We start from the raw sequence: 14,088 nt of genomic DNA on the forward strand, positions 1-14,088 counted from the left end.
GCAAGAAATGATATGTATGCAAATATATTATTACCTATTGATTTGGTAATAGAAAAGGTAACAATAAAATAACTTTCGAAAGCATATTTCTTGCGATAAATGTAAGACCACAGATATTGCCCCATTGACCTTCGGTATTCATTTTACCAAATTTGTTAAATATTTGGGATAGCTTAAAAATATTATGATCCTTAATAGAATTATTTTCATAAGGATCATAAGTGGTTATTATTTTAAGTGATTATTAGTTTAATTGAGTAGCATTATCTTTTTTTAAATATTCTCTTAAAAAATGCAAGCCGACAATTGCAAAACAAATAGCAGAAACCATAAAGGCATGTTGCATGGAATGTAAATGGTCAGAAACAAATCCTTGAATAGCAGGGACAACAGCACCACCAACAATTGACATTACCGTAATAGCACCAGCGATCTCGATGTATTTTTTATCAACAACTTCTAGGTTGTTAGCAAAAATAGTAGGCCAACAAGGTCCCATTAATGCACTGGTTATGATGGCTGCATAAACCGCAGAAAAATTGGTTGAGAATGAGACATAGACTAGCAAAATCGTACCAATAATAGAATAAATAAATAAAACCATTTTTGGATTAAATTTCGTCATAAAGATGTTTGCGACGAATTTACCAATAAAGAAACAAGCAAAACTATAAAGCATAAAGTTGGTTGCAGCCCTTTCGTTTTCTGCTCCTAATACCAGAGCTAGACGAATGGTAAAAGACCAAACAGCAGTTTGCATTCCTACATAGACAAATTGAGCAATAATACCGTTTCTAAAGCTTTTATTTCTAATTAAATAAGAGAGTGTTTCACCGAAAGAAACTTTTTCAACCGTGTTATTCTCAGTACTAACTGGTTTACATCTGGGATAAGGGGTAAGAATAAACAATACTAAGACAATAGCTAGAACGATAATAATATATTTATAAGGAAGCAGAGTATATTGTAAATGTTCTAATTGAAAAGCTCTGAGTTGATCACCTGAAAGTTTGCTAGCTTGCGAGTGTAGGCTGGCGCCTTCTTGGAAAATAAGATATTTTCCCATTAAGACACCGGTAATTGCACCAAAAGGTTGGAAATTTTGGCTGATATTTAATCTTAACGTTGCATATTTTTTTGGGCCTAACATTGAACTATATGTATTTGAAGCCGTTTCAAGGAAACTAAGACCAAAGGCCATCGCTAAAATAGCGGCTAGAAACATCGTATAGGTTGCCATAGTTGAGGCAGGAAAAAATAAAGAACAACCAATAACATAAACGGCTAGTCCAATAATAATACCAGCTTTGTAATTGGTTTTTTTAATAATTAACGATGCAGGAATAGCAATTAAAAAATAGCCACCATAAAATGCACTTTGAACCAAAGCACTCGCAAAGTCGCTTAAATTAAAAATGGTTTTAAATTGTGTAATCAGAATATCATTTAGACTAACTGGAACGCCCCATAAGGCAAATAAACAAGAAAGCAAAATAAATTGAAAAATTGGAGTTTTGTTTAAATAACCGTCTGGAAGTTGTTCAACAGATGATTTTGTAGTCATGACACTTCCTTTATAATGATAAAATTATAGAGGCTTTGTATTAAAGCCTTGTTTCTATACTAATCAAAAAAAAAAAAGTGAAAGCATTTATTTGTATAAAGAAAGTGTTTTATTCAGTTGAGTATTATTTATGCAACGAGTCATTGCTAATCTAAAGGAGGAAGCTTTTCTTCATCTTTTAACTTAGGGGTGCTGGCATCCATAATTGCTAAGATAGCAGCTGTTAATGGAGAGGCTAAAATTAATCCTGGCATACCAAGAATGGTGCCAAAGACTGTTTGAGAAAGAATAGTAATTCCTGGAGGCATACGCACAGCGTGATTCTGCACTAAAGGAGAGATAAAATTTCCTTCTAAAAACTGAATAACACAATAAAGAATTAATACAAGAACAGCTTCTTGTCTTCCTTGGGATAATCCAATTAATACAGCTGGAACAGCTCCGATGATTGCTCCAATATAAGGAATAAAATTAGCAAGCCCTGCAACAACCCCTAATGCCAAAGCCAAAGGTACACCAATAATACTAAGACCTATAAAAGAACATGTACCAACAACCAACATAACAATAGATTGTCCCGCCGTCCATGACCATAATGTATGCCCGCCAATTAATAATAATTTACGCATTTTAGGGCGTTGTTGGCTGGGAAAAAGGCGTAGCAACCCGTTTCCATATAACGTAGGAGAGGCTGCAAAATATAGCCCAGCAATAAAGATAACAAAGACAGTTCCTATTACCCCAAAGACAGAGGTTATAAAACCAGTCATTGATCCTGCTATTCTTGAACTCAGCGAAGCACCAGACGAACGATGTCCACCAACAGAGTTTGGTAAGTAATCCATAATCATATTACCAAGTGGACTTGTATGTAATTGATCGCGTAAACTGCCAACTTGTGTCGTAATAGCATGTCTTAATTTAATGATTTGTTCGCTGATTTGAGGGCCACTTGTTAACATTAACGCCACAAAAGCACTAATGATTGCAATAATAACAATAGTTAAAGCAACCCAATACGGTATTCGTGTATATTTACGTAAAATAGTTGCCAAACCTTTTAAGATGATTGCCATCAATGTCGCCGCAAAGACAATCATCAATAAATCACCAATTAGCCAAATAGCAAGAATCGCAACAGCAGCAATGACTACATTCTGGATTAAAGAAAAAAATCTTTCTTGTTGCGTTGGTTCAGTTGGAGTGGACATTATGGGAAGCATTTGCAATTCAATTTTTTAAAAATAATTATGAATAAATAAGTTGTTTTGTTCTATCATGCAGTGATTATAAAGATAATACAATAGGGGAATAATAGTGATCAAGATAAAGAGTCTGTTTCCATTGTATGTTTGTATTCATTTAAGATTTCTTCTGTTGGTCCATCAGCAATAATTTGACCAGCTTTTAACCAGATAATTCGATTGCACCATTCCTTCAAAATAGGCAAAGAATGGGTAGTTAAAACAACAATCTCAGCTTTATTTACAATACTAACTAATCTTTTTTTTGCTTTTTCTTGAAAGTTACTGTCCCCTGCCATAAACCATTCATCCATTAACAAAATATTTGGAATGACAGAGGTAGAAAGACCAAAGCCAAGGCGCATGGTCATACCCGAAGAGTAAATCTTGATAGGGAGCTCCATAAACTCGTTAAGTTCAGCAAATTCTTCAACATCTTTTTCAAGTGTTTGAATTTGTTTATTGGATAACCCCATTCTTTTACCTCTAAGGTAAATATTCTCTCTACCTGAAAGTAATGGGTTCATCCCAGCATTGGTGCTGAGTAAGGCTTCTATTGAACCACGGCTGGAAATGTGACCAGAATTAGGTTCATAAATTCCTGTGATTGCACGTAATAATGTTGATTTCCCTGCACCATTATGCCCAATTAATCCAACTCTTTCTCCTGATTGAATAGAGAGATTAATATCGCGTAATGCCTGAATAACGATATCATTATTACCAGTAGTTGCAATTTCAGCACCTGTGCGTTGGTGTTGTTTTTGTTGTCCAGATATTATTTTGCCTGCTTTAGAGAATAAGGCTTTTTTAAGAGAGCGACTTTCTAATTGAAATAAAGGAAAATCAATAGAAAGATGCTCTAACTTTATAAAACTGGCTGGGTTAAATTCATTCATTATGTAAACTTGGTAAAACCCTAAATTGAATCAAGCTTTGAAACTGCATTTTTAATCATATCGACATTTAATGTAACCCAATCAAGATCAAAAAAACTATATTGAAGTCGATTAGAAGATGCGATTAAATATGGCCAAGCTGGCAAATAGTTCGTTCTGTTTAAAGAACGTGTAAATTCAATAATCTCTGTGTCATTTTGACAGAATAGAAGGTTGATTAGTTCTGGCCTATGCGGAGAAATGATTAATTCTGCTTGTGAGAAAAGAGAGATTTGACTATCCCAATCCATTGTGCTCAGATCAACAGATGGAATATCTAGATCTTTCAATGCCTGTTGAATCAAAGCTGTATCTTTATCTTCTAAGATTGGCATCATATTTTGATCTTGATTGATAAAGAAGCGTGCAGGCAAGTCTTTATTATATTTGATATTTTTATTTAAATGAGAAAAGGATGCTTTAGCATCGTTAAAATTAAAGTAAGAATGTGGTAAATAGTTGTTAGGCCAAAAATATGAGAGTTTTTTTGCTTTATAAATACCATTTTTTAATTTTGTTACACGTTGTTCTAATCCTGTTTCGATCAAAGATTTATTATATACTTCTTTAGAGATAGGATTAGGTATTGAAGTATTTTCACGATATTCAGGAATAACTATTTTCATGTGTTTAGGTGTATATTGATTGGCTAAATATGCTTTGGATAAGCAATATCCCATCCAATGATTGTATCGCATCCATTGAGCGTCAAATGCAAGAAAGACTTCGTCCAACAACTCAACATCTTGTAAATCTGGCAGTTCTTTGGATAAAAATTGAGGATCTTGGCAATAATACATGCTTTCTGTAATGACATGAAAATCATCAGTAACAATAATACCATCAGTTTTATCTTGAACGATAAAATAAACATTTTCTAAATTACAGAAAAACAACATTCCTGCTGGAATTTCATTCAAAGAATCCAGTGGTTTTTCACTCTTAGGATCAATTCCTTGAGCCAGTCTTGTCATTTGCTGATTAGGCATTGTTTCAACAGGTTTAAGGCGTGGTCGAGGAGAGGTAGAAACAGAGCTTTTTAAGACACCAGGTGGGCGAAAAGAGAATGTTGAGTATTGGCCTTTGATTTTCATATTATTAACACCTTAATTTTTTATTCAAACAATAATTACAGAAACAAAAAATGTCTATATAGTTGAGTATCCTAATTTGTTGATTATATCCAAAAAGCTAAGCGACCTCTAGCCCTTATAAAAACATATCCAGCAGCAATCCATATAATAATACTATATCCAATCGCATAAGCCCATACTCTCAAATCTAATGTTTGGCCTAACAAGGGGGCTCTAACAACATCTATAATAGGATATAAAGGATTATAGACAAGGTACGTAATATGATGTTTAAGTTGCGAAGGTAACCAAATAATAGGGGTTACATAGAAAATAACTTGAATAAAACTATTAATAATTTGTGGAATATCACGATAACGAGCACAAATACAACCCAGCAATAAACATATTGCTAATCCATCAACAAGCCACAGTGCGAAACCAGGAATACTTAATAAAGCGTTCCATCCAGGATGGATATTAAATACATAAAATACTATGGCTGGAATAACCAAATTAAAACTTAGAATAATTGCATTTCGGGTAATAGTGCGAAGGGCCTGTAGAAAAAATGGTAGTTTTATGGAGTGGATTGTATCATTGGCTTGTAAAAAACATTGACATCCATCTGATAGCGTTGTTGAAATTCCGTGTTGCCAAAGAACGGTAGATAAGGCAATAAAAGGCAAATACTCATGTAAATCCATTTTAAATAATGAACTATAAATAATTCCCATTGTTGCGATCATTGCGGCTGAGGTGGATGTAATCCATAAAGGCCCTAAAGCAGATCCCTTATACCTTAATTTAATATCAAACCATCCGAGAGAGAACGCTAATCTCCATAATTTAAAGCCCTCTATAACATCAATAAGAGCCTGATAGTATCGTGAGTTCATGGTACTATTATTTATTTTTGTAAGTAATGTCATTGAGGGTTAAATGGCAATTCAATAAAAAGGAAAGAAGTTTAAGAGTTAAAGATCTTAAAATAAGTAAGCTAACTATAATAGATCCTTGGTTAATAAACAATCGATATATAAAAGCTTTTAAACCATATAATTTAAAATTTCAATTTTTTGTTACGCTTAGTTACGGGCTTATTTTATCTGCATTTATTTAGAGGGCAAGTACTTGCAAAAAATGTCAATACCTTGTAGATATTAAATAATATTTCAAAAGACTTATTATGATTCTTTTTTAAAAAGGAATAAATAAAATTTAGAAATATATACAAAAACGATAGGCGCACAAATTTATTTTATATTAAGAATAACAACTTGATAATAAAATAAATATTTTTAAGGTAGAGGCATTATGGCGCAGTTTAAAAGCAAATTGTTAAATTCTTCATTTGTTTGGTGTCAACATAATATGATCAGCAAATTATTTACAAAGTCATCTACTGCTTTAATCCTTCGTCTAGGAAGTGTTAGCAGCTTGGCTGCTTTGGTTGCTGCATGCTCCTCTACACCACGCCCACAACAAGTTCCAATTGCACAAGAAGTTGCTAATTATAAAGCGCGCGCCCGTTCTTATTATGCGCCTCCTGGTCCAGCAAGTGATCCTTGGGGGCCGTACATCAAAGAAGCTTCCACGCGATTTGATGTTCCTGAAGCTTGGATACGTGCGGTTATGAAACAAGAATCGGGTGGAAATTCATTTGCTACTTCTGGTCCTGGGGCTATGGGGTTGATGCAATTAATGCCGCCAACTTATGATGAGTTAAAAGTTGCTTATAATCTTGGGGATGATGCTTATGATCCTCATGATAATATTGCAGCAGGTGCAGCCTATATTCGCCAGATGTATGATATTTATGGATCCCCAGGGTTCTTAGCTGCATATAATGGTGGGCCAGGGCGTCTTGATGATTTCTTAACGAGAAATAGAACGCTGCCTCTAGAGACACGTCGTTACGTAGCCTCTATTGGACCAAGAATTCAAGGATTTAATCCCAACCGTCGCTCTCAAGCTGATTTATTAGTTGAAAATCACGGTTCCGGTGCTGGCATTGATCCTAATTTATACGCATCAGCAGTCCAACCCTCTTCACATCGCAATAGGGCATTATCTCCTCAGGCGAGTTCTGTACAACAAGCATGGGCTGGTCGTATGGGGGGGGGTGGCCAATCTGCCGCTGATAATTTAAATGTAGCCAGTTTAAATCGAGTCGATACTGCAACTACTGAAAGTTTAAACGGTCAAAGTTTAGGGAGTGCTGGGCGCAATGTAAATACGGCTTATGCTCAGCAAAAACGGCGTAATGTGACAACAGGGTATCCAACCCAGTGGAAAAGTTTCGATCGTCAGCCTAGTAATACAACTGTCGCACAAACTGAAACACGTCAAGATATAAAATCTGCTTGGGCTTCTAGAGGATATAAGGCTTCACCTGCGCCTGTTGCTAACGAAGCGCCAATTATTATAGCCTCAGCTCAACAACCAGTTCAAGTTGCGTCTGCACCTATTGGAAATAGCAGTCGTTACTATCAACCCGTATCCTATCGTGTTCCTTCGAATACTAAGAAAGCAGTAAAAGTAAGCAATGTTTCTGCTGCTGGTGGATGGGGTATTCAAGTTGGTGCTTTTGCGTCTTCGTCTCAAGCTCAAAGTGCTGCAGGGCAAGCGAAAAATAAAGCATCTTTGCATGTGGGTTCTCAACAAGTGCAAGCTGTTACAGTTGGGAAGAATAAACTTTATCGCGCAAGGGTTACCGGTTTAAGTAAAGATGCGGCACAAAATGCATGTCAAAAACTATCATCTTGTATGTTACTTTCACCTTCAAAAATTTAAAAATAAAATAATGTATTCTCAAGAATGTTTTTTATATGTTTTACATAATTTGGTAAGATTGCGTTACAGCGGATAAAATCTATTTTTAGCTGAGAATTTATATTGCAGTCTTTAGGGCTGCTTTTCTCACTTAAAATGATATAAATATTCATTATATAAACATTATATTGAATATCCACGTTAGCTGCGATATTTTGAAATATCTTCATAGAAGAGAGATCAGGTAACTCTACTTTATCTTTTTCTACTATATGTTCTAATCATAAATTTTATATTGGATTTAATATATTAACTCGTGTGTGAAACCTGGATAATATAGGTAAATGAGCTTTAAATTAATTGGTAATATATCAAATAATTAAACGACAAACCATTAACCAAAATTTATATTACAAAGTTGTTTTATATTTAAGGAATTATCATAATTACAAAGATATAAAATAGGTAAGGGGGAAGCTAAATCCCTTTATTGTGGTGGTGAGGTAGAGAAGGTTAAAACCATATTAATATATATAAAAAGGGCAAAGGCCCTTTAGATTAATTAGTAAAAAGTAAAAAGATCTTCTTTAGATAAACGCGATTTTGGTAATTTAGCGTAAATGTCATCATCTGCGCGATATCCCAAAGTTATAACAACTAGGCTCATATAACCCTGCTCTGCAAGATTGAATTCTATATCCAAAGCCTTACTATCAAACCCTTCGATTGGAGTAGCATCAATTCCTAATGCAGCAGCACCCAATAGTAGATTACCTAATGCAATGTAACATTGTTTTGCCATCCAGTTTTGCGCATTTTGTTCAACACTATTATGCAATTCAATAAAACCCATATATTGGTTAACCATTTGTTCTACTTTTTCAAGAGATTCAACGCGTCCATCTAAATGAGCTTTTTTGATTGTTTTAGTTAAATAATTACGATCTATACTGGTTTTAGAACAAATCACCACACTATGAGAAGCATTAATAACTTTGTCATAGTTAAAGATGAAATTTCCTGAACTCATTGATGAAGCAATGCGTTTTTTACCTGTTGGTGTCCCTGTTAAGATAAAATGATAAGGTTGAGAATTTATAGAAGTGGGCGAATATTGTAACAGTTCAATAAGTAGCTCAATTTGCTCTTCTGGTATTTTTTTATTTGGATTATATTTTTTTGTTGCGTACCGTTGATGAATGATTTGTTTTAAATCCATATTTCCCTCTAAAAAAAAGTAATTTTATATATTATAACAATTGCAGTGATTAAATAAGAAATGATATGGGTTGTAAAGTAATATATTTGAAGTAGAGTTCAAAACCTAAAATTATTAATTGGTATTGGTTGATATTACAGCGAGCATTGGAATTGTCATATATGTATTCAACTTTTCTAAATAGCGATTAACTTCAATATCCAGTGATATATTTTCTCTGTTTGGAATAGGCTTGAAAACATAAAAATTGGATCCATGAGGATCGTTTTGATAAGAGGGCGCGGGTTCATTGCCAATTGGGGTTACTTTTTGTAATAAAGCTTCTGCACCTTTGGCTGAAATTGTATAACAACCTAAACCAGCAAAAGAGAATATTTTTAGTGTTTGAATTGTTTTTAAATCACTACTTTGATAAGTTGGAATATCGATTAAATCATTATTTTCTTTTTTAAATTCTTCCTTATTATAACCAGGAAAAGTATAAATAGCTTTGGGTAAACAAGGCATTAATTCAATACACGGGTTCCAGTTTAAATTATATCCCCAAATCATCAGATCATAATCTTGTTGAGCAGATAAAGATATTTCTTGGTAATTTAAAAAGTTTTTGTGCGTGATGATATTCGATTCAAAAACAGTGATTGAGGATTGGTTTTGAACTGCTTGTTTCCACAGTGAAATATGAGCTTTGGTTAAAGCAAGATTTGCCATATCATATTTATTATTTTGTGTAATGAGATGATCTTTTAATAGTTCTTCACGTAACTCTAAATTAGAGCTATTAGCCTTAATGGGAGAGATTTCAACAGTAAGATGTTGGTTATTTTTTTTAAAACTGATCAGTTCTTGTGAAGATTGATCTGAGTAAATAACAAAATAATTCATTCAATTTAACCCATTATTTTTATGTATAAATTTTCTGCTATTTATATAAGCATTAGAAAAATATATACAATATGAATAAGGAATAATTTAGAATTAAAATATTATTTTTGAATATTTTGAATTCGTTGCGTTTTATAAAATTAGAGTATTTAATGAAATAATATTACAAAACGCAACGTTTTATAATGAGCATCAAGCCTGAATTTTTTCTTCAGAACTTTCAATATTACAGATAGGTGTCGAAACAACCTTGAAATTTTTAAATTGGGTGATAAAAGCTGAACAAAATATAACTAGTATAGTAGCTAGATTAACAATTGCCAGAAAATATAAATTCAACCAACTTCCTGGAAAAGGAATATGTGTTAAATGTTTATATTGATAAGGGACGAATGCGATTGAATAAAAATCTATGGTTAACAGATAAATAGTCCAAACGATTAGGGAACTAACTATTGTTCCGTAGAGGAAACGATTGAGTGAATTCATGTTTCTCTCTCCTTTCTATATCTCAGTAGCGATTTATTTCATATATGGATTTTGCCGTAAATTATTACACCAGATCTATAATCATATCATATAAGATAATGAAGTCAATAAAATATCTTAAAAACAATAAGATATATTAAATAAATCATAGATATCTTGGATTTTATAGAAAAATTTTTGCAAGAATCTCTTTGGCTGTTTGTTCAGGAGTATTAAGTTTATGCTTGTTTTCTGCAGGAAAAAAAGATTGTCTTAACAAGGTGTTCGTTGGTGGCAAAGAAAGATAATGTATTTGTAAAGAGTAAAGCTGCATAATTTCTTGTTGCCAAGATTGTAACATAGCTCCCAGAGCTGATTGTATTGAAGTTACAGGGGACCAAAAAGGTTGGATAGATGCCATAGGTTGAAAAAATACAGCATTAGCATTTGCAGTAGCATATAATAGAGGGGACAAAGTCCTAATAAACCGCCAGCTACTTGATAAGTTGGCCTGTATATTTTTATCCCAAGTGCTATCTGTAATATGAGTAACGGGTGTTAGAGGGACATATTGAAATGCAGCATGAATAAAAATATCCAAACGATTAAATTCAGACGCAATAGAAGGGCCAATGAGATCAATTTGTTGTGATGGATTGTAACTACTTAAATCCAAAGGTAACAACGTAGCGTTCCCACCATAAGACTGAATTATATCGTCTGTTTGCATCAGCCCCCCTTGAGTTCGGGCACTAAGAATACAATGAGCCCCTGCTTGTGCCAAAGCGATGGCACAAGCTTGACCGATTCCGCGGCTGGCACCTGTAATAAAAGCAACTTTGCCTTTAAGGGGGAGGGGCATTTCTACTTTGATTTTACAAGGTGCATATCATGATCTGTTAATGAGATCGGATAATCCCCAGTAAAACAAGCATCACAATATTGTGGTTTTTCGTTATTTCTTTTTTCTTCTTCTAGGGCACGATATAAACCATCATTTGAAACAAACCCTAATGAGTCTGCACCAATTAACTTGCACATCTGCTCTATATTATGTGTGTGTGCCAGTAATTTTTCTTCTGCAGGGGTATCAATACCATAAAAACAAGAATGACGTGTTGGCGGGGATGCAATGCGCAAATGTACTTCTGTTGCTCCTGCTGCTCTGACCATTTCTACGATTTTCTTGGAGGTGGTACCACGGACAATTGAATCATCAATAAGAATAACCCGTTTTCCCTCAATGACGGCACGATTTGTAGAGTGTTTTAATTTTACCCCTAAATTGCGGATTTGATCGGTCGGTTCGATAAAAGTCCGTCCAATATAGTGGCTACGAATAATTCCTAACTCAAAAGGTATCTTGCTGGCAGCCGCATATCCAATAGCAGCAGGAACGCCAGAGTCAGGTACGGGAACAACAACGTCGGCGTCTACATGACATTCTTTGGCAAGCTCTGCACCAATTTTTTGGCGGGTGATATAGACAGATTTATTGTCAATAACCGTATCGGGTCTTGCAAAATAAACATACTCAAAAATACAGAAACGACTGGATGCATGATCCGCAAAAGGATTTATAGAGCGAACGCCTTGGTTATCAATAATAATGACTTCACCAGGTTCAATATCTCTTACAAAATCAGCACCCATACTTGATAAAGCACAGCTTTCACTGGCAACAACCCATGAATTATCATCCTGACTATTGGGTAATTTCCCAAGGATAAGAGGTCTTACCCCTAAAGGATCTCTGGCAGCAATAAGCATATCTTTGGATAATGCAACTAAAGAGTAAGCACCTTGAACCTGTTTTATCGCATCAATAAAGCGGTCTATGACATTTGTATAAAGAGAAATTGCAATGAGATGGATAAAAACTTCACTATCTGTGCTGGATTGGAATAAGCAGCCACGACGTACCAACGATTGTTTTAAAAGTTGTGCATTGGTTAAATTACCATTATGAGCAACGGCAAGCCCCCCAAACTCAAAGTCAGCATATAAGGGTTGTACGTTACGTAGTTGTGTCTCCCCTGTGGTTGCATAGCGATTATGTCCAATACCAATACCTCCAGGTAAAGAGGCAATAACCCTTGGATCAGCGAACACTTCTCCAACCAAGCCTAGCCCACGATGGGTATGGAAATGATTACCGTCATAGGTGACGATACCACTTGCTTCTTGACCACGATGTTGAAGCGCATGTAATCCAAGTGTGGTTAAAGAGGCGGCATCTTGAGTGGTCCATATACCAACAACGCCACATTCTTCGTGGAAGGCGTCATCATCGGTGAAATCAAGATCATGAGAAGAAAAGGGGGAAACGGTCATGATAAATCCATGGTGGTTAAGGGAAAGGCAAAATTGTATCTAAGCGAGTAGTATAAATTGGTTAATCAGGGGCAACCTCTGTATCCGTATGGCTAGGTTCAGTAGTGGGCAGAGGTTCGTTTGAATCAGTATTTACATCTTTATTGGTTGGATATGTTGCTCTGGGGGCTTTGGTTTGTGGGACGACAATCTCTCTTTGCATCGAACTGGGTAGTAATTCATTTACATAAACAGCACCCTGATAAACATATGGTACAGCTTGGCTTTCTTGCAAGGAATCTGGCCATTGGGCACTTGGAAAAATAATGCCACCAAGAATATAAACAATCGCTAGCCCAGCATAGCTTTTAAGGGCTCCGCATGCTGCTCCAAGAATTCTATCCAACTTTCCTAATAAAGAAAAACGGGTTGAGTTTTGACCAACAATTATATTAGCAAAGGCATTAATGACGATGCTGCATATTAAAAAGATCGCAACAAAGGAAATTACATCAGCTAATGTTTGATTGGTAATGTAAGGGGTAATTTTAGGGGTGAGATCAGGATACCAACGATTGGCAAGGCTTGCAGCAATAACCCAGCCGAATAAACCAATAAATTCTCGGGTAAAGCCTCTGGTTAACCCTGATAATGCCCCAAGAGCAACAACTCCAAGACAAATCAAATCTATCCAGTTTAAACTCTCTAGCACTTGATTAAGGTATCCCTTTTTAATGAAGTGTTCAAAATATATTCATAGTTAAACAATTCGTTTATATCAATAGATAGTTATAAATTATTTTGTTCGAACAGCTTTTTCTTGGATTTTTAAAAGAGTATCGATGAGAATGTGCAATCGTAATATAAGATATTTTATATAAATTTAAAGAGGATTTACAAAAGCTTGATAGACAATAAGAGGACTATTGACTTGAATATCGAAATGGTCTGATAAAGATTCGTTTAAAGTGCCCTGCCACCAGTAAAGAAGATTTTGTTGATCCAAAGGATATTTTAAATTGCTTGTTGATATTGCGGTTGGCTGTACACTGAATAAAGAGACCTGTTGTCCAATTATACTTTGAAACTGAGAAGGGTGTTGAATAACATGAAAAAAACCATGATCAGTAATCATTGTAATAATTTCAATTATAGAAATATACTTGGCAAGTAAAGAAATATTAGCAATTGTATGATCCTCTCTTTTTCCTGTTGCACCCAGAATAATCAGAGAAGAAAGGGCATTATTTTTGCAATAATTGACAGCTTTTGTTAAGTCATTGGTATTTTGCTCTGGGATTTTTATGATAATTTTTTCGTACTTAATTTGATTTTCTAAAGATAGAGAATCACAATCCCCAATAATAATTTGAGGGATAAGCCCTTGATCTAATAAATGATTGGCTGCACCATCACAACATACCAATTTCTTTTGATTATGATGTAAAATTGCTTTTGGGATAGGATGACTGGGGAAATCACCATTTGCTAAAATTACCGCTTGTGCTGTGCTTTGTGAAGTTGGCATTGGGTAATATTTCATTTGTTAATTTCTTTTTAAATAATGGGTTATATTAAGATATATATGAAAAATAGTTACATTTTAAGC

Annotated in this window: 12 protein-coding genes; 1 reads left to right on the forward strand and 11 read right to left on the reverse strand. The window is 34.6% G+C overall.

Annotated features, from left to right (window positions below; genetic code table 11):
* Positions 1 to 244: 244 nt before the first annotated feature.
* The 5 genes from fucP to QMN76_RS07675 all read right to left on the reverse strand — a co-directional run bounded on the left by fucP (position 245) and on the right by QMN76_RS07675 (position 5,718).
* Positions 245 to 1,564 carry an L-fucose:H+ symporter permease gene (fucP, locus tag QMN76_RS07655; protein ID WP_282023355.1) on the reverse strand — a complete coding sequence of 440 codons (1,320 nt, stop codon included), beginning with the start codon at positions 1,562 to 1,564 and terminating at the stop codon, positions 245 to 247.
* 146 nt (positions 1,565 to 1,710) lie between these two features.
* Positions 1,711 to 2,775 carry an AI-2E family transporter gene (locus QMN76_RS07660; RefSeq protein WP_235176771.1) on the reverse strand — a complete coding sequence of 355 codons (1,065 nt, stop codon included), beginning with the start codon at positions 2,773 to 2,775 and terminating at the stop codon, positions 1,711 to 1,713.
* A 110-nt stretch (positions 2,776 to 2,885) separates the two neighbouring features.
* Positions 2,886 to 3,707, reverse strand: coding sequence for an ABC transporter ATP-binding protein (locus tag QMN76_RS07665; RefSeq protein WP_034337951.1), 822 nt, complete (start codon positions 3,705 to 3,707; stop codon positions 2,886 to 2,888).
* Positions 3,708 to 3,727: 20 nt separating this feature from the next.
* Positions 3,728 to 4,840, reverse strand: coding sequence for a glycosyltransferase 61 family protein (locus QMN76_RS07670; protein WP_282023354.1), 1,113 nt, complete (start codon positions 4,838 to 4,840; stop codon positions 3,728 to 3,730).
* A gap of 83 nt (positions 4,841 to 4,923) precedes the next feature.
* Positions 4,924 to 5,718 carry an ABC transporter permease gene (locus tag QMN76_RS07675; protein ID WP_235176769.1) on the reverse strand — a complete coding sequence of 265 codons (795 nt, stop codon included), beginning with the start codon at positions 5,716 to 5,718 and terminating at the stop codon, positions 4,924 to 4,926.
* A 475-nt stretch (positions 5,719 to 6,193) separates the two neighbouring features.
* Between QMN76_RS07675 and QMN76_RS07680 the strand changes: the two genes are divergently transcribed.
* Positions 6,194 to 7,615, forward strand: a complete 1,422-nt coding sequence (locus QMN76_RS07680) for a lytic transglycosylase domain-containing protein (RefSeq protein ID WP_408869464.1) — start codon at positions 6,194 to 6,196, stop codon at positions 7,613 to 7,615.
* A 541-nt stretch (positions 7,616 to 8,156) separates the two neighbouring features.
* Here QMN76_RS07680 and nfsB read toward each other — a convergent pair.
* From nfsB to QMN76_RS07710, 6 genes are all read right to left on the reverse strand, one after another.
* A complete protein-coding gene (nfsB, locus tag QMN76_RS07685) occupies positions 8,157 to 8,813 on the reverse strand; it encodes an oxygen-insensitive NAD(P)H nitroreductase (RefSeq protein WP_034337941.1) in 657 nt (218 codons plus the stop codon).
* A gap of 114 nt (positions 8,814 to 8,927) precedes the next feature.
* Positions 8,928 to 9,698 carry a glycosyltransferase family 25 protein gene (locus QMN76_RS07690; protein ID WP_282023352.1) on the reverse strand — a complete coding sequence of 257 codons (771 nt, stop codon included), beginning with the start codon at positions 9,696 to 9,698 and terminating at the stop codon, positions 8,928 to 8,930.
* A 652-nt stretch (positions 9,699 to 10,350) separates the two neighbouring features.
* On the reverse strand, positions 10,351 to 11,028 hold the full coding sequence (locus QMN76_RS07695) for an SDR family NAD(P)-dependent oxidoreductase (RefSeq protein WP_282023350.1): 678 nt from the start codon (positions 11,026 to 11,028) through the stop codon (positions 10,351 to 10,353).
* 2 nt (positions 11,029 to 11,030) lie between these two features.
* On the reverse strand, positions 11,031 to 12,500 hold the full coding sequence (gene purF / locus QMN76_RS07700) for an amidophosphoribosyltransferase (RefSeq protein WP_034337933.1): 1,470 nt from the start codon (positions 12,498 to 12,500) through the stop codon (positions 11,031 to 11,033).
* Positions 12,501 to 12,561: 61 nt separating this feature from the next.
* Positions 12,562 to 13,191 (reverse strand): CvpA family protein, encoded by a 630-nt coding sequence (locus QMN76_RS07705; RefSeq protein WP_282023347.1) that lies wholly within the window; start codon positions 13,189 to 13,191, stop codon positions 12,562 to 12,564.
* A gap of 171 nt (positions 13,192 to 13,362) precedes the next feature.
* The gene (locus QMN76_RS07710; RefSeq protein WP_282023345.1) at positions 13,363 to 14,022 is read right to left on the reverse strand and encodes a thiamine diphosphokinase; all 660 of its coding nucleotides are present in this window, start codon (positions 14,020 to 14,022) and stop codon (positions 13,363 to 13,365) included.
* Positions 14,023 to 14,088 lie beyond the last annotated feature (66 nt).

The organism is Commensalibacter papalotli (ex Botero et al. 2024) (assembly GCF_947179115.1).
In the GTDB taxonomy this organism is placed as follows: domain Bacteria; phylum Pseudomonadota; class Alphaproteobacteria; order Acetobacterales; family Acetobacteraceae; genus Commensalibacter; species Commensalibacter papalotli.

Coding starts and splice junctions, on each gene's coding strand:
- fucP (WP_282023355.1), bottom strand. CDS start 1,564: ATGACTACAAAATCATCTGTTGAACAACTTCCAGACGGTTATTTAAAC.
- QMN76_RS07690 (WP_282023352.1), bottom strand. CDS start 9,698: ATGAATTATTTTGTTATTTACTCAGATCAATCTTCACAAGAACTGATC.
- QMN76_RS07710 (WP_282023345.1), bottom strand. CDS start 14,022: ATGAAATATTACCCAATGCCAACTTCACAAAGCACAGCACAAGCGGTA.
- QMN76_RS07665 (WP_034337951.1), bottom strand. CDS start 3,707: ATGAATGAATTTAACCCAGCCAGTTTTATAAAGTTAGAGCATCTTTCT.
- QMN76_RS07670 (WP_282023354.1), bottom strand. CDS start 4,840: ATGAAAATCAAAGGCCAATACTCAACATTCTCTTTTCGCCCACCTGGT.
- QMN76_RS07660 (WP_235176771.1), bottom strand. CDS start 2,775: ATGTCCACTCCAACTGAACCAACGCAACAAGAAAGATTTTTTTCTTTA.
- QMN76_RS07680 (WP_408869464.1), top strand. CDS start 6,194: ATGATCAGCAAATTATTTACAAAGTCATCTACTGCTTTAATCCTTCGT.
- QMN76_RS07675 (WP_235176769.1), bottom strand. CDS start 5,718: ATGAACTCACGATACTATCAGGCTCTTATTGATGTTATAGAGGGCTTT.
- purF (WP_034337933.1), bottom strand. CDS start 12,500: ATGACCGTTTCCCCCTTTTCTTCTCATGATCTTGATTTCACCGATGAT.
- QMN76_RS07695 (WP_282023350.1), bottom strand. CDS start 11,028: ATGCCCCTCCCCCTTAAAGGCAAAGTTGCTTTTATTACAGGTGCCAGC.
- nfsB (WP_034337941.1), bottom strand. CDS start 8,813: ATGGATTTAAAACAAATCATTCATCAACGGTACGCAACAAAAAAATAT.